Raw genomic sequence first — 14,043 nt, 5'->3', positions numbered from 1 at the left:
TCACGACCCGTTTGCGCAAACCAGAAAGCTCTGTGCCATAGCCTGCAGCAACGTGGGATAGAGCTTCGGACCTGGATCAACAGCGATTCCGACAGGGTCCAGATCAAGGATCGTGGCGCCTGACCCCTCAATCGCGGTCTCTACCAGCCGGGTGTCGAATTGAGGCTCGGCAAAAGCGCAGTCTATTTGATCTGCTGAGACTTTTTCCCGAAGCGTTGCCAAGCGCGCGGGACCGGGGTTGGCCGCGTCCCCCAAGCTGACAGAGCCTGATGTTTCCAACCCAAAACGCTTTTCGAAATACTGATAGGCGTCGTGGAACGTGATGAAACGATGCGCCTTCATGTCGGCCAAATCTGCGTTGATCTGGTCACTAAGCAGAATCAATTCATTGTCGAATGCCTTGGCATTGTCTTGGTATGCCTGCGCATTTTCGGCGTCGACCTCGGCAAGAATATTGGCAATCGCAAAAGCCCATGTCCGCGCATTCTCCGGATCAAGCCACGCATGTGGGTCTACTCCGTCGTGGTCATGAGCATGATCATCATGACCATGGTCGTCGTGGTCCTTGTGACCAGCATGGTCGTCGTGATCCGCGTGATCTTCGTGACCATGGTCGTCGTGGTCCTTGTGACCAGCATGGTCATCATGATCCGCGTGATCTTCGTGACCATGGTCGTCGTGGTCCTTGTGACCAGCATGGTCATCATGATCCGCGTGGTCTTCATGATCATGGTCGTCGTGATCCGCGTGACCAGCACGATCATCATGATCCGCGTGGTCGTCGTGCCCACTCTCACCGACAACATCGCGGTATTCATGCAGGATCGTACCGTCGACATCCAGCAACGATATCTTTTGTGATCCTGCCGACAAAGTGCTCAGCGGTTTGTCCATCCAAGGCGTCAATTCCTCACCAACCCAAAAGACAATGTCAGCAGATTGCAACGCGCGCGCCTCGGACGGGCGCATGGCGTGGCTGTGAGGCGATGCCCCAGGCGGCACGATCAGTACCGGCTCCGCGACACCATCCATAACGCGCGCAACAAGCGAATGAACCGGCGCAATATCAGCAACTACTTTGGGGGGGTCCGCAACAACCTGACTAGCCATAACAGCGCCAAGAACGCATACCGTGGAACGCAGCATAATGCCTCCTGAATGATATGTTATTACATTTACTGGTCGCTTGATATGCCCCACGTTATAACATATCAAGCCACAAAATGACGGAGCCCCTAATGAGTACAGTCGGTTTCAGGCAACATGATCACACGCATTGCGTTCAGACTGCCCTTGCGCAAGCCGAGGCCAAATGCAAAGCGAAACGCTTGCAATTTACGCCTGTCAGGCGGCGCGTCCTAGAGATCCTGCTAGAAAAACATAAGGCCATGGGAGCCTATGAAATCCTTGCAGTGTTATCCACCGAAGGGATGGGGTCGCAACCGCCTGTCGCGTATCGAGCCCTGGATTTTCTGGTCCAAAACGGGTTTGTCCACCGTATCGAACAACTTAATGCATATGCTGCCTGCGCACATCCGACACACGACCATGTACCGGCCTTTCTGATATGCCGGGCCTGCAAGGCCGTCGCGGAAACAGAAACTGAACTGACTCAGGGCAGGCTGGGTGCTGCCGCGAACACTTCGGGCTTCCAGATCGAACGCGTCGTTGTCGAAGCCGAGGGTCTGTGCCCCGAATGCATAGGATTGCAGGCGTGAAAAGAACTCTGATTACGCTGAAAGACCTGTCGATCCGCGCGGACGGCAGAACTATCCTTGAACATGTGAACGCAACTGTTTCGGAAGGTGAGATCGTAACGATTGTCGGGCCAAACGGATCAGGTAAGTCCACGTTACTACGCGCGATGATCGGGGCGGCTTTGCCCGCACACGGGACTGTCAAACAGGCCAAAAACCTACGGATTGGTTATGTTCCGCAAAAGCTGGCACTGGACGCGGCTTTGCCCATGACGGTTCAACGGTTCCTCAGCCTGCCCCGCCGCGTTTCCGCACGTGACGCCATAACCGCCTTGGACCATGCGGGTGTACCTGACTTGCGAAACCGTCAGATGACCAAGCTGTCCGGCGGCCAGTTTCAGCGTGTCCTATTAGCGCGCGCGTTGCTGGAGAAGCCGCAATTGCTTCTTCTGGACGAGGCAACCCAGGGGCTAGATCAGCCGGGTGCCGCCGCATTTTATCAACGCATCGAGCAGGTTAGACACGATCTGGGATGCGCGATCGTAATGGTCAGCCACGACTTGCATGTCGTTATGGCGGCCTCAGACCGGGTGCTGTGTCTGAACGGGCATATCTGCTGCGAGGGCTCTCCGCGCTCGGTTGCAGACGCACCGGAATACCGCGCCTTGTTCGGAAGTGGGACGAAGGGAACAATGGCGCTTTACCAACACCAGCATAGTCATTCACACGACCATGATCACGGCTCGACACTCTCGCAGGAAAAGGCAGACTGATGCTGGATGACTTTATGGTACGTGCGGCCCTCGCTGGCGTCGGAGTAGCCATCGCAGCCGCTCCTCTTGGATGTTTCGTGGTTTGGCGCCGCATGGCTTACTTGGGCGAAGCAACCGCGCACGCTTCTGTGTTGGGAATTGCTCTGGCCCTCGCATTTTCCCTGCCAATTTTGCCAGCGATCATCGTTGCGGCCCTTACAATGGGACTAACCGTGACGTTGCTGAGGGGAAAAGGCTTCGCGATGGATACTCTGTTAGGAGTCATCGCCCATACCGCACTGGCGGCCGGACTGGTGAGCGTCGCACTTCTGTCGGACGTCCGGCTTGATCTGGATGCTTTTCTATTCGGCGACATTTTGGCCGTGGCAAAAACAGACTTGCTGACGATCTGGGTCGGTGGCGCTCTTATTCTGGCCGTGATGGTTCAGAGATGGTCTGCCCTGCTGGTTTCCACACTTAATCCAGACTTGGCCTATGCGTCTGGTATTGATCCCAAACGCGAGGAACTCTGGCTGACATTGGCTATGGCCCTGGCTGTGGCCGTGGCGATCAAAGTCGTGGGTATTCTGCTGATTGCGGCGCTTCTGGTCATCCCGGCAGCGGCTGCGCGATCTTTGGTCCGAACCCCCGAAGCCATGGCTGTCTGCGCTGCGATCCTTGGCTCTTTGGCGGCGTTGGGTGGGTTGGCGGGGGCTTATATGGCCGATACGCCCGCCGGCCCCAGCATTGTCTGCGCCGCAGCCCTGGTGTTTCTGGTAACCGGGGTCAGCGGCCCCTATCTTTACCGAAATTGAAACCGCCCAAACCGCTGGTTACATACGGGAAAAACTGCTACGACGCTCAGAGAACAAAACCTATGGAGCAAACGATGATCCGCACTCTACTGATTGGGGCCGCCCTATTGACTTTGACAGCGTGTGAAACGGCAAAAGGTGTCGGGAAAGACATCGGCAAAGCTGGCGACGCGATTAGCAACACTGCAAGTGACGTACAGCAGGCTATTTAACGACCGCGGCTTGTGACCTGAAGCCGGTGATACAGCAGCGCATTCTCTATACTCGGTGACGCGATTGCCGGGGCAACCAAAAATCTGGCGAACGCGCAGCCACACCATTTTCAGGATTTCCAACAAGTTGGGTCGGACAGCGGCTTCGTTTCGCCACACGAGGCTGCGCTGAAGGTCCGCACGGGTTAGGAAACCGATGCCGTTAACGCATTCCGACATCGGACCATCCTGCCCTTATTGCGAGCGATCCAGCCACCGCCCGACCCGTCTCCTCCCTGTGGAGACCAATTTGAGAAGCGCTCCGACCCGGTCGGGATTACCTACTATCGGCTGCATAACATCGCAGCCAGTACCCCCTACAGACCGACCGGGCCAGAGACGCTTCAGTTCACCTGACGTTCCAGAACGGTGCTGTAGGTCGTTCCGCGACGCAGGCTACGGAAATCCGCGTAAATCTTGCCGTCCTCATACCGGGCATCGATCAGCGCATTCACACCGATCTCGGGATTGGCCGAGCTTTCGACGATGCTGATCCGGGTCGGGTCGTCCAGGCTGATGGTCCCGGTGGCATCCAGCATCCGCCAATCACCGTCCGGGGAGGACCGCCACTTGCTGGGCCCCCAGAACACATTGTCCTGCTGCTTTTGGATATCCAGCACCCACTCGGCATTGTTGAACCGAGGCGCGTCTCCGGTCGAGGTCCGGTTCGGTCCGACGGCGGTATAGCTGCCCGTCCACGTCCCGCGCAGGTCCGGCGTATCGGCTGCGGCTGCGGTGGCAAGGCTGAGGCTCGAGGCCAAAGCGGCTGCTCCGGCAGTCATAAATCTGGTCATGGTCTCTTCCTCCGTTTTGTCCGGGCCGGTGCTGGCCTGTTCAACAGATTGGGAGGAGGCGGAGCCGTTACAACATTTGTGAAGGAAGCTTCATGAAGGGTTTAGATTGCTCCACCCCACGATTGATCAACGAACCTGAGCGACCTGCCGAAGCGAGAGCTGAGGGAAGTGCCGGCCCGAGGGGAGACGCAAACGCGCCGCCCGTTTTGCCGGAAGCAAACCCACAGTTTGACGGGGGCGGGTCGGCGCGGCCCGGCAATGCCACCGGGCGGGAGGGTTCGGCGCAAAGTAAATTGCATCTGCGCATCACTCTGTGTTTTCAAGCAAAGAAAAACCTACTATTGGCACAATTTCGTTTATCGTTCTGCAAACAGTAAAACGTGAGGGCACAATGAAGGAACTATATACCATCGGATATGAAGGTTCCTCAGTCGAGAATCTTATCGAAACGCTTGTCGCACTGCAGATCAAAGTGCTGGCAGACGTTCGTGAGTTGCCGATTTCGAGAAAAAAAGGACTTTCGAAGAACAAGCTTGCAGAACGTCTGGGTGAAGTAGGCATTAAATACATACACTTCAGAGCATTGGGAGACCCCAAGGAAGGTCGTGAGGCAGCCAAATCCGGTAACTTTACTAAATTCGAATCCATTTTTCTTAACCATTTTGAAACTCAAAATGCGCAAGATGCATTCAGTGAGCTTCTCATGATTGCTGCCGACGAAAAAACTTGCATGATGTGCTTTGAAAGATGCGCAACCCATTGCCATCGCTCCTACATTGCGGATGCGGCTGCATGTGAAAACTTTGAAATATTTAATTTAGTCGCAGACAAACCAGAGCAGTATCAACAAGATGGAATTCAAATCCCGCGTTACCATCCTCGTCAAAGCCTCGCCGCAGCCGAGTAAGAAACACTCAGAAACAGTTTGCTGTGCGGGTTTGCGCGAAGATGGGACTTGGAAGAGGCTTTTTCCCATTCGCTTTAGGCGTCTAGCTGGCAGTCAAGCTTTTTCGCGGTGGGACATCGTGGATTTTACCTATAGCCCTCCAAGAGATGACAATCGGACCGAGAGTTGTAGGGTGCACGAAGAAAGCATCAAAATTGTAGGCAAGTGCAAACGATCAGAAGAAAAATCTAGTCTAATTGAAAGAGCTATTCAGCCTTCGGAAAAGTCGGCGATTGAGCGCGGCCATTCGTTAGCTCTCGTTCGGCCAACCGATGTTTCGCTATCTTGGGAGCGGCTATCCAAATCTGAAATTGAAGCTGACCGGCAGAAGTTTGCAGATCAAGCTAAGCAGCTATCGCTTTTAGAAGAAGAGCTTGCGTCCTACGAACCTTGCCCTTTCAAGTTTAAGCTTCGGTACAAAGATGCTGATGGTGAACACACCAAGACCTGTGCAGACTGGGAGACTTCCGCCGCGTATTTTAGCCTTCGCCACTCTTACTCTGAACTCGAAGTTCTCCAGCATCTACAACGAACCTATTGCGAAGAATATGTCGGCACCGGATTGGTGTTGGCGCTTGGGAACATGAAAAGACGCCCCCAAACGTGGCAACTTCTTGGAGTGTTTCCAGTTAAGGAACCAATTCAAAAAGACCTGTTTGACCTCTGAACACGCACGCGGTCGGACAGCCCTAACTATCCATTTTCAACGCCGAAATAAACGCCTCCTGCGGGATATCGACCTTCCCGAACTGACGCATCTTTTTCTTACCGGCCTTCTGCTTGTCCAGCAGTTTGCGTTTCCGCGTGGCGTCGCCTCCGTAGCACTTCGCGGTCACGTCCTTGCGCAGCGCCGAGAGGGTCTCGCGGGCGATGACCTTGCCTCCGATGGCGGCCTGGATCGGGATTTTGAACATGTGGCGCGGGATCAGGTCCTTGAGCTTTTCGCACATCGCCCGGCCCCGCATCTCGGCCCGGTCGCGGTGAACCATGGTTGACAGCGCATCCACCGGCTCGTCATTCACCAGCACCGACATTTTGACCAGATTATCTTCGGTATATCCGGTCATCTGATAGTCAAAGCTGGCGTAACCTTTTGTTACGGATTTCAGTCGATCATAGAAATCGAACACAACTTCGTTGAGGGGGAGGTCATAGACAACCATCGCGCGTGAACCCGCATAGGTCAGGTCCAGCTGAATGCCGCGGCGGTCCTGACACAGTTTCAGCACGTCGCCCAGATATTCATCGGGCACAAGAATGGTCGCCTTGATGCGCGGTTCCTCGATATGGTCGACCTTCGAGGGGTCGGGCATGTCGGCGGGGTTGTGCAGCTCGATCATCTCGCCGTCTTTCATATAGACGTGATAGATCACCGAGGGCGCGGTGGTGATCAGCTCGATATCATATTCACGCTCGATGCGATCGCGGATGACCTCAAGGTGCAAAAGCCCGAGGAAGCCGCAGCGGAAGCCAAAGCCCAGTGCGGCTGAGGTTTCCATTTCGAACGAGAACGAGGCGTCGTTCAGCGCCAGTTTGTCGATCGCCTCGCGCAGGTCTTCGAATTCCGCCGAGTCCACCGGGAAGAGACCACAGAACACCACCGGCTGCGCGGGTTTGAACCCGTCCAGCGCGTCTTCGGTGCCGTTGCGGTCATTGGTGATGGTGTCGCCCACACGCGTGTCGCGGACCTGCTTGATGGAGGCGGTGAGAAAGCCGATCTCACCCGGGCCCAGCGAGTCCACCATCTCCATCTCGGGGCGGAAGACACCGACGCGGTCCACATGGTGCAGGGTGTTGTTCGACATGAACTTGACGCGCATGCCCTTTTTCAGCGTGCCGTCCATGATGCGGACCAGAACGATGACGCCCAGATAGGCGTCATACCACGAATCCACCAACATCGCCTTGAGCGGCGCGTCCAGATTGCCCTGCGGTGCGGGCAGTTGCTGTACGATGGCCTCAAGCGTTTCGTGGATGCCCTGCCCCGTCTTGGCGCTGACCTGAATGGCGTCGGTCGCGTCGATGCCGATCACGTCCTCGATCTGTTCGGCCACGCGGTCACAGTCGGACGCGGGCAGGTCGATCTTGTTCAGCACCGGCACGATCTCATGATCGGCGTCGATGGCTTGGTACACATTCGCCAGCGTCTGCGCCTCGACCCCTTGGGTGGAGTCGACGACCAGCAGAGAGCCCTCGACCGCGCGCATGGACCGCGAGACCTCATATGCGAAATCCACGTGGCCGGGCGTGTCGATCAGGTTCAGCACGTATTGCTCGCCATTGTCGGCGGTATAGTCGATGCGAACCGTGTTAGCCTTGATGGTGATGCCACGCTCGCGCTCGATATCCATGCTGTCGAGCAGCTGTTCCTTCATGTCGCGATCCTTGACCGTTCCGGTCTCTTGGATGAGTCGGTCAGCAAGGGTGGATTTGCCATGGTCGATATGCGCGACGATGGAGAAATTGCGGATATGAGCGAGGTCTGTCATGGGTTGGGGATATGTAGAGGAATCGTGGGTTGGTCAATGGGGTTGTGAATGATCAGACTTGGGGAGTTGTATCCGCAGGACGCTGAAGCGGAGAATTGGTTTTTCAGCTTAGATGACAAGATTGCAAATCAAGTCGCGGCTTTGTCAGCTCTGCGCGCCTTTTTAATCTCCTTGTCGATCGCAACCAGAGAGCCTCAATTTGACCTCGTGCACTGGAGCGATACTCACGATGATATTCGCCTCATCCTATTTCTCGTAAACAAGTACCAAGTACCACCGCCAACCATCTTACCGTCGTCACCAACGGCGCTCCATCAAATTGCTGATTTTGAAGGGGAAATGACGCTATCCATCCAAGCCAAGTTTGCGACTTACTGCATGCAAAATGCTGTCAGCGCTCGACGAGAACACTGGTTTGAAGCACTCAAATTCTGCTCACTAGCATTGGCTAAACTCTCCGTACAATCCGTGGATGCCAAAGCGGCAGTAGAGTTTGCATGGTCGAAGGTCATTGAGCATGCAAAAAATGACGCGATAAACATTCAAAACAAACAACACGTTGAATTTTCATTTCCACTTTTCTCAGAAGATTGGCTCAAGGATGAGCTCTATTACCATTGGAAATCAGCGGTTGGCCAATTTGAAGATGACCCGACCAAAGGAACTCGCTTTCGCTATTGGCGTGAGTGGTATCGCAACATTGCCGCAGGAGCACCCATTGATTGGGAAATTCAAAGGCGACTCGCGTCGATCGAAGATCACATCTGGAACAATGGACCAGACGCTGTTGAACTGGAAATTCAGCAGATTCGAGCAAGACGACAAGTCGAAAGAGCGGAGATCGACTTAAGAAATCTCTCAAAAGCTCAGACCACAACACGCCACGGCATCGGAGGGAACAACCCTCCTGAAAGCATTCCAGATGAGTATTTAGCAAGTTCTATTTCTTTGATCTGGGAGGCGGAGAACGAACTTTCGAGCGCCTTAGAAGAGGAGAAACCTGATCATGAGCGGATTGAGGCAATTTTGTCCAAGCTCAAAGCAGGTTTTGCGGGCCTTCTGAAATGGCTTGGTCGAAAAGCCGACCTAGCGGTCGATACAACAATCACCGCAACAATTAATACAACAATCAAGGCCGGAGGTCCCGCTGCCGTCGGAGTGTACCTAATGGCTCACCCCGAGAAGGTTCAGGCACTGATAAACGCTGTCGAAGACTGGTTGCCACTACTGCGCTGACCGGTGCCCTACTGAAGCCCAATCATTTACCAATCCGCGCAATCACAATTTTGCAACGCCCGATTGATCCGAAATTCAGTTTGATTCATACTTCGCCAAAGACCGAGAGGGGCGCAAGATCCCTCCGGGCAGGCAAAAACGAGGCATGAGCATGAAAAAGTTCTTCCTAATCGCATTCTGTGCTGCGTCAGTGGCAAGCTCTCCGTTGGCGGTTGAGGCCGCGCAAATCAAGCAGGCGTGTCTGGCATCGGACCGGTCGGCAGCGACGCGGGATCGGTGCACCTGCATTCAGCGCGTGGCCGACCAGGCACTGACGCGCAGCGATCAGAAGACCGTCTCGAAATGGTTCGCTGACCCACATCAGGCGCAAGAGCTGAAGATGTCGCGCACCGCGCGCGATGATGCGCTGTGGGATCGGTATCAGAATTTCGGCCAGATGGCGCAGGCGATCTGTAGCTAAACACCTCAGCATCCTTGACCTGACCCGTCCTGCACCGCAGAAAAGGCGCAGCGAAAGGGATGTGCGATGGTGATGAAGGGGCTGACTCTGCGGGGCCTTGAAGTGTTCGAGGCCTTGGCGCGCACCGGTTCGGTGGCGCAGGCGGCCGAGATCACCGGACTCAGCCAGCCATCGGTCAGCCAGCAATTGCGCAATCTGGAAAATGCGTTGGGCACCGAACTGGTCGACCACGGACGCCGCCCAATGCGGCTGACCCAGGCCGGGCGCAGCTTTCTGGCACGTGCCGAGAACGTTCTGGCCGAATTGCAAATTGCTCAGAGTGAGTTGACCGTGATGGACCTTGGCCATCTGACCACCCTGTCCATCGGTTTGATCGACGATTTCGACAATGACCTGACACCCAGGCTGGCGACATTGCTGGCCGACAGCCTGACTCGTTCGAAGTTCAAACTGATCACCCTGCCCAGTCTTGATCTGTTCGCCGACCTAGAAGCCCAACGCCTGCACATGGCAGTATCAGCCCATTCAGGTGAAGTGCTTGAAGGTGTTGCCGAATACCCGCTGGTGCAGGACCCGTTCATTCTGGTCACCCCTAAAGGAGCGCAGGATGCAGTGCAGACCCTACCCTTTCTGCGCTACGCCCGTGAACAGCTTATCAGCCGCCAGATCGAGGCACATCTGGCCCGCCGGAAACTGGAGTTCGAGGAACGGTTCGAGATCGGTTCGCACCTCGCTTTGATGGCGATGGTCGCGCGCGGCCTTGGCTGGGCCATCACCACGCCGTTGGGGTTCATGCGCGCCGCCCGGTTCCACGACGGGCTTGAGGCGCACCCTGCCCCGTTTGGGGACTTTTCTCGAATGATCTCGCTGTTCACCCGCACCGACTGGTCCGATCAGGTTCCGCAAGAGGTGGCCGATATGATGCGCCGATTGATGCGCAGCCAGATCGTGGACCCGGCCTTGACGCAACTGCCTTGGCTGGACGGTCGGCTTAAGGTGATGGCCTAACCACGCAGATGCGCGGCGAGGCCTTCTACAGCGGCCTCGATCAAGTCCAAAGCTCCGTCAAAATCACGGGTGTAATAGGGATCGGGCACATGGTCCGCGCCGGTTTCCGGGGCAAAATCGGTCAGCAAGCGGACCGGAGTGTCGCTGCCCTTGGGGCGCAGATCCTCGATATTGGCGATGTTGTCGGCATCCATGCCAAGGATCAAATCAAACCGGTTGAAATCCTCGGTCACAAATTTCCGGGCGCGCAAATCGCCCAGCGCTACCCCTCGTGCCATTGCTGCCTTCTGCATCGGCCCATAGGGCGGGTCGCCGACATGCCAGCCCGAGGTCCCGGCGCTATCAGTCGCATAATGTGGTGCACGGGCGCGCAACACGCCCTCGGCAGCGGGTGAACGGCAGATATTGCCCAAACAGACAAACAGGATACGGTAGCTCATGCACCAAGGTGTAACGTGTGAGGTAGGAATGGAAAAGATTGTCATCCTGACCGGAGCCGGAATCTCGGCCGAAAGCGGGTTGGGCACATTTCGGGACGAAGGCGGGCTTTGGTCTCAGCATCGAATAGAAGATGTCGCTACACCCGAAGGGTTTGCACGTGACCCGGCCTTGGTACAGGGGTTCTACAATGCCCGCCGCATTCAGGCGGCGAGCGCGCAACCCAATCCGGCCCATCAAGCGCTGACCCGGTTGCAACGCAACTGGCCCGGTGATGTAGTGATCGTGACCCAGAACGTAGATGGCCTGCACGAAGCCGGCGGGGCCAAAAACGTTCTTCATATGCACGGAACCCTTGCAGTGGCGCTTTGTGCCGCGTGCGATCACCGCTGGGTTGCCCCCGCAGAGATGTCCGTGGGTGAATCCTGTCCCGCATGTGCCGCACCGGCCGCCAGACCCGACGTAGTTTGGTTCGGAGAGATGCCTTATCACATGGAAACCATCTACAATCACCTTTCCGAGGCTGCGATCTTTGCCTCGATCGGCACTTCTGGGCAGGTCTATCCGGCCGCCGCTTTCGTGCACGAGGCTGCCAAAGCTGGTGCACGGACCGTCGAATTAAACCTTGAGCCCTCAGATGGCGCGTCCAGCTTTGAAACGGTCATCCTCGGCCCGGCGTCGGAAACAGTCCCACGCTGGGTCGACGACCTGTTGGGGCAACAATAGACGCCGGATACAAAAGAGATTTACTGTATACTGAACCCGCGACCACAACCGGAGGCCCACATGACCGACCCTCATACGCCGCACGAAGAAATCCTTGATAGCCACAGCCTGGACGGTCGCGAAGCGATGGGAGAGCAGCTGGCCAACCTGTGGTGGACTTTTTTGTTGCGCGGCATTCTCGCCGGTGCGTTGGGGGTTGCAGCGTTGTTCTGGCCGACGGGCAGCATTTCGCTTCTGTTGCGTCTAGTCGGCCTGCTACTGGTGCTTGACGGCGGCGTCACCCTGCTTGGGTTCGGCCGACGCGGCCTGATCGGAGGGTTCGGAATAGGCGCCTTGCTTATTGGGCTGGTCCTGCTGATCTGGCCCGAGGGCGTGGCGCGACTGACCTTCTTTCTTTTGGGTGCATGGGCCCTGATTGTTGGCGTCGGTTCGCTGGCGGCGTGGCGACAAATACCGGATCAGCATCCGGATTCGGCAACCTTTCGCAATTCAGGGATCGTCGCGTTGCTGATTGGGCTGGTTCTGATGTTTTGGCCGGGTAGCGGAATGGTGGCACTGGGCTGGGCCATTGCGTTCTCGGCGCTGGCCTTCTCGGGGGTCATGATCTTCCTCGCATTGCGTTTCAAATCCGCCCGCGACCGCGTTTCGATGCGCGTCGTCAACCGCTAGACTCGACACAAGCAGGCCGGGCTCAGCCCGGCCTGACGCGTGGATGACCGCCGCAAAGCGGCGCGAAGACGCGCGTAGCCTCAGTGCGAATGCGACCCGTGCCCACCAGCGTCGTGACGCTTTAGATCAACAGGAATGTCGACCTCGACCTCACCTGCCTTTTCGAAGATCAAAGTGACGGGGACAGTGGATCCTTCTTCGAAAGGCGCCGTCAGCCCCATGAACATGACGTGGTCCCCTCCGCGTTTCAGCGCACGCGCCTCACCCGCCGGGATCACGAACCCTTCTTCGACATGGATCATCTTGGCAACGCCGTTGGCATCAACCTCATGCGTGTGCAGTTCAACCCGCGCCGCAGCCTTAGATTCAACGGCGATCAACCGGTCATCAGCGTCTCCGGTGTTTTCGATCATCATGAACGCCGCACCGGCTTTGGCAGTCTTGCCGGACGAACGCGCATAAGCATCTTCGACTGCAATCGAATCCTGTGCCACCGCAACGGTTGCAATGGTGGCGGCGGCCAGAGTGGCCAATAGTTTGAATGAAAAGCGCATCTGGCTTCTCCTGCTTTAAGTGTCTGAGAATAAGTTGATTGTCAGAACACGGCAGGAGGAGCCCGCGCAGGGTGATGTGGAATTGGTGCCGCAATCAGGTTGCGGCGTGTCCGTGCGGGTAGAACCTGATCGGGCTTTGGCGCTTCGGGCACGCGGGACGAAACATCAAGGACTGCCCCAAGCAACGTCATCGCATAGTCCGGACAGAAATGCGGAGGCTGCGTGGGTTGTCCATCCGCATCCGTATAGACGACCACAGGGCCGTCTCCGGTACACAAGACCATCTGCCCAACAGCAGTTTCCATGCCCCTTGACGCGGCTACTCCCTGCCCGGTGAGCAAGACAAGCAGCGACAATACAAAAGGCAACGTCTTATGCAGAACAGCTTTCATTTCGCCCTTGATATAGGCCGGACGATACGAGGGCTTCAAGCGCAATCGAATACGCTTGAAGCCCGTGGGTCAGGAGGAAAGTATCAACCGTCCCGCTCGGTACGCTTGACAGACCCTTTGGTCAGGCTTGTATGCAACCTGTTCACCTGACGTTGCATCCGAAAACATGTCCCAAAGGTTTTGCCGAAAAAAGCGGCCAACAGGGAGAAAGATTCGAGAGATTTGAAAGACATGAGAGTGATCTCCGTCGGATGAATATGCTTAAACATAACGTCATTCAGAGCGGAGGTATGTGAACAAAATCACTCCATATCCACGGATTGTCACCAAATCGCGCTTTTTGACTTTGATGCAATAGAAAAGGCCCTGCGCCATCATGGGTACAGGGCCGAATATTTTACATGTGACAAAGGCTTAGGCCGAGGCTTGTGCCTTGGCGATTTCCTTTTTCACTTTCAGTGCGTTAGCCGACAGTTCGTCGTCCTTGGCTTTGGCCAGGAACGCGTCCAGACCACCGCGGTGGTCGACCGAGCGCAGAGCAGCCGCCGAGATGCGCAGCTTTACGCCACGACCCAAGGTTTCCGACTGCAGGGTAACGTCGTTCAGGTTCGGCAGGAAACGACGACGAGTTCTGTTTTTGGCGTGGCTGACATTGTTGCCAGTCATCGGGCCTTTTCCGGTCAGTTCGCAACGGCGCGACATGGTTTCTTCCTTTGTTTCTGGAGGCCCGGCATAACACCTCGGCCAAATCACAAGGGGCGCAACCCGAAGTCGCGCCCGAAAACTGGTTGGATGCGTGTAGTGGGAATCGCCGGA

General features: G+C 56.2%; 18 protein-coding genes. 11 read left to right on the top strand and 7 right to left on the bottom strand.

Translation table 11 applies throughout. The features are described 5' to 3' along the window. Complete coding sequence (locus J7380_RS01235) at window positions 1-1,146, bottom strand: zinc ABC transporter substrate-binding protein (protein ID WP_209194130.1); 1,146 nt, start codon at window positions 1,144-1,146, stop codon at window positions 1-3. Window positions 1,147-1,238: 92 nt separating this feature from the next. On the opposite strand from J7380_RS01235, the gene J7380_RS01230 reads away from it, so the two are divergent. From J7380_RS01230 to J7380_RS01215, 4 genes are all read left to right on the top strand, one after another. Further along, a complete protein-coding gene (locus J7380_RS01230; protein ID WP_170355013.1) occupies window positions 1,239-1,718 on the top strand; it encodes a Fur family transcriptional regulator in 480 nt (159 codons plus the stop codon). Further along, the gene (locus J7380_RS01225; RefSeq protein WP_331251797.1) at window positions 1,715-2,470 is read left to right on the top strand and encodes a metal ABC transporter ATP-binding protein; all 756 of its coding nucleotides are present in this window, start codon (window positions 1,715-1,717) and stop codon (window positions 2,468-2,470) included. The genes J7380_RS01230 and J7380_RS01225 overlap by 4 nt, the downstream gene beginning before the upstream one ends. Further along, window positions 2,470-3,264, top strand: coding sequence for a metal ABC transporter permease (locus tag J7380_RS01220; RefSeq protein ID WP_209194129.1), 795 nt, complete (start codon window positions 2,470-2,472; stop codon window positions 3,262-3,264). The genes J7380_RS01225 and J7380_RS01220 overlap by 1 nt, the downstream gene beginning before the upstream one ends. A gap of 74 nt (window positions 3,265-3,338) precedes the next feature. Next, entirely contained in the window at window positions 3,339-3,476 is a 138-nt protein-coding gene (locus J7380_RS01215; protein WP_209194128.1) for an entericidin A/B family lipoprotein, read from the top strand. 383 nt (window positions 3,477-3,859) lie between these two features. Here J7380_RS01215 and J7380_RS01210 read toward each other — a convergent pair whose 3' ends face one another. Next, on the bottom strand, window positions 3,860-4,309 hold the full coding sequence (locus tag J7380_RS01210; RefSeq protein ID WP_247742351.1) for a hypothetical protein: 450 nt from the start codon (window positions 4,307-4,309) through the stop codon (window positions 3,860-3,862). Window positions 4,310-4,700: 391 nt separating this feature from the next. Between J7380_RS01210 and J7380_RS01205 the strand changes: the two genes are divergently transcribed. Beyond that, window positions 4,701-5,216, top strand: a complete 516-nt coding sequence (locus tag J7380_RS01205) for a DUF488 domain-containing protein (protein WP_209194127.1) — start codon at window positions 4,701-4,703, stop codon at window positions 5,214-5,216. A gap of 172 nt (window positions 5,217-5,388) precedes the next feature. Beyond that, the gene (locus J7380_RS01200; RefSeq protein ID WP_209194126.1) at window positions 5,389-5,922 is read left to right on the top strand and encodes a hypothetical protein; all 534 of its coding nucleotides are present in this window, start codon (window positions 5,389-5,391) and stop codon (window positions 5,920-5,922) included. A 22-nt stretch (window positions 5,923-5,944) separates the two neighbouring features. Here J7380_RS01200 and lepA read toward each other — a convergent pair whose 3' ends face one another. Beyond that, entirely contained in the window at window positions 5,945-7,744 is a 1,800-nt protein-coding gene (gene lepA, locus J7380_RS01195) for a translation elongation factor 4 (RefSeq protein WP_209194125.1), read from the bottom strand. 48 nt (window positions 7,745-7,792) lie between these two features. Here lepA and J7380_RS01190 point away from each other — a divergent pair, with 48 nt between their 5' ends. From J7380_RS01190 to J7380_RS01180, 3 genes are all read left to right on the top strand, one after another. Next, window positions 7,793-8,980, top strand: a complete 1,188-nt coding sequence (locus J7380_RS01190) for a hypothetical protein (RefSeq protein ID WP_209194124.1) — start codon at window positions 7,793-7,795, stop codon at window positions 8,978-8,980. Between the two features lie 151 nt (window positions 8,981-9,131). After that, on the top strand, window positions 9,132-9,440 hold the full coding sequence (locus J7380_RS01185; RefSeq protein WP_209194123.1) for a hypothetical protein: 309 nt from the start codon (window positions 9,132-9,134) through the stop codon (window positions 9,438-9,440). 66 nt (window positions 9,441-9,506) lie between these two features. Continuing rightward, window positions 9,507-10,448, top strand: a complete 942-nt coding sequence (locus J7380_RS01180) for a LysR family transcriptional regulator (protein ID WP_209194122.1) — start codon at window positions 9,507-9,509, stop codon at window positions 10,446-10,448. On the opposite strand, the gene J7380_RS01175 is transcribed toward J7380_RS01180, so the two are convergent. Then, window positions 10,445-10,888 (bottom strand): low molecular weight protein-tyrosine-phosphatase, encoded by a 444-nt coding sequence (locus tag J7380_RS01175; RefSeq protein ID WP_209194121.1) that lies wholly within the window; start codon window positions 10,886-10,888, stop codon window positions 10,445-10,447. The two genes, J7380_RS01180 and J7380_RS01175, sit on opposite strands and share 4 nt — an antisense overlap. Before the next feature lie 28 nt (window positions 10,889-10,916). On the opposite strand from J7380_RS01175, the gene J7380_RS01170 reads away from it, so the two are divergent. Next, the gene (locus J7380_RS01170; RefSeq protein WP_209194120.1) at window positions 10,917-11,612 is read left to right on the top strand and encodes an NAD-dependent deacylase; all 696 of its coding nucleotides are present in this window, start codon (window positions 10,917-10,919) and stop codon (window positions 11,610-11,612) included. A 60-nt stretch (window positions 11,613-11,672) separates the two neighbouring features. Next, a complete protein-coding gene (locus J7380_RS01165) occupies window positions 11,673-12,281 on the top strand; it encodes a DUF308 domain-containing protein (RefSeq protein WP_209194119.1) in 609 nt (202 codons plus the stop codon). A gap of 80 nt (window positions 12,282-12,361) precedes the next feature. Here the strand turns inward: J7380_RS01165 and J7380_RS01160 are convergent, their stop codons facing one another. From J7380_RS01160 to rpmB, 3 genes are all read right to left on the bottom strand, one after another. Continuing rightward, on the bottom strand, window positions 12,362-12,835 hold the full coding sequence (locus J7380_RS01160; RefSeq protein WP_209194118.1) for a copper chaperone PCu(A)C: 474 nt from the start codon (window positions 12,833-12,835) through the stop codon (window positions 12,362-12,364). 41 nt (window positions 12,836-12,876) lie between these two features. Beyond that, window positions 12,877-13,140, bottom strand: coding sequence for a hypothetical protein (locus J7380_RS01155; protein ID WP_247742350.1), 264 nt, complete (start codon window positions 13,138-13,140; stop codon window positions 12,877-12,879). A 501-nt stretch (window positions 13,141-13,641) separates the two neighbouring features. Further along, on the bottom strand, window positions 13,642-13,929 hold the full coding sequence (rpmB, locus tag J7380_RS01150) for a 50S ribosomal protein L28 (protein WP_008756960.1): 288 nt from the start codon (window positions 13,927-13,929) through the stop codon (window positions 13,642-13,644). Between the last annotated feature and the right edge of the window lie 114 nt (window positions 13,930-14,043).

Origin of the sequence: Ruegeria sp. R8_1 (assembly GCF_017743815.1) — a bacterium.
In the GTDB taxonomy this organism is placed as follows: domain Bacteria; phylum Pseudomonadota; class Alphaproteobacteria; order Rhodobacterales; family Rhodobacteraceae; genus Ruegeria; species Ruegeria lacuscaerulensis_A.
The sequence above is the reverse complement of the archived record's forward strand: the minus strand, read 5'-3'. Positions and strand labels throughout refer to the sequence as shown.

Bases quoted from the DNA above. Each gene is read 5' to 3' on its own strand.
- J7380_RS01235 (WP_209194130.1), bottom strand. From the start codon at position 1,146: ATGCTGCGTTCCACGGTATGCGTTCTTGGCGCTGTTATGGCTAGTCAG.
- J7380_RS01230 (WP_170355013.1), top strand. From the start codon at position 1,239: ATGAGTACAGTCGGTTTCAGGCAACATGATCACACGCATTGCGTTCAG.
- J7380_RS01220 (WP_209194129.1), top strand. From the start codon at position 2,470: ATGCTGGATGACTTTATGGTACGTGCGGCCCTCGCTGGCGTCGGAGTA.
- J7380_RS01215 (WP_209194128.1), top strand. From the start codon at position 3,339: ATGATCCGCACTCTACTGATTGGGGCCGCCCTATTGACTTTGACAGCG.
- J7380_RS01210 (WP_247742351.1), bottom strand. From the start codon at position 4,309: ATGACCAGATTTATGACTGCCGGAGCAGCCGCTTTGGCCTCGAGCCTC.
- J7380_RS01205 (WP_209194127.1), top strand. From the start codon at position 4,701: ATGAAGGAACTATATACCATCGGATATGAAGGTTCCTCAGTCGAGAAT.
- lepA (WP_209194125.1), bottom strand. From the start codon at position 7,744: ATGACAGACCTCGCTCATATCCGCAATTTCTCCATCGTCGCGCATATC.
- J7380_RS01190 (WP_209194124.1), top strand. From the start codon at position 7,793: ATGATCAGACTTGGGGAGTTGTATCCGCAGGACGCTGAAGCGGAGAAT.
- J7380_RS01185 (WP_209194123.1), top strand. From the start codon at position 9,132: ATGAAAAAGTTCTTCCTAATCGCATTCTGTGCTGCGTCAGTGGCAAGC.
- J7380_RS01180 (WP_209194122.1), top strand. From the start codon at position 9,507: ATGGTGATGAAGGGGCTGACTCTGCGGGGCCTTGAAGTGTTCGAGGCC.
- J7380_RS01175 (WP_209194121.1), bottom strand. From the start codon at position 10,888: ATGAGCTACCGTATCCTGTTTGTCTGTTTGGGCAATATCTGCCGTTCA.
- J7380_RS01170 (WP_209194120.1), top strand. From the start codon at position 10,917: ATGGAAAAGATTGTCATCCTGACCGGAGCCGGAATCTCGGCCGAAAGC.
- J7380_RS01165 (WP_209194119.1), top strand. From the start codon at position 11,673: ATGACCGACCCTCATACGCCGCACGAAGAAATCCTTGATAGCCACAGC.
- J7380_RS01160 (WP_209194118.1), bottom strand. From the start codon at position 12,835: ATGCGCTTTTCATTCAAACTATTGGCCACTCTGGCCGCCGCCACCATT.
- J7380_RS01155 (WP_247742350.1), bottom strand. From the start codon at position 13,140: ATGGAAACTGCTGTTGGGCAGATGGTCTTGTGTACCGGAGACGGCCCT.
- rpmB (WP_008756960.1), bottom strand. From the start codon at position 13,929: ATGTCGCGCCGTTGCGAACTGACCGGAAAAGGCCCGATGACTGGCAAC.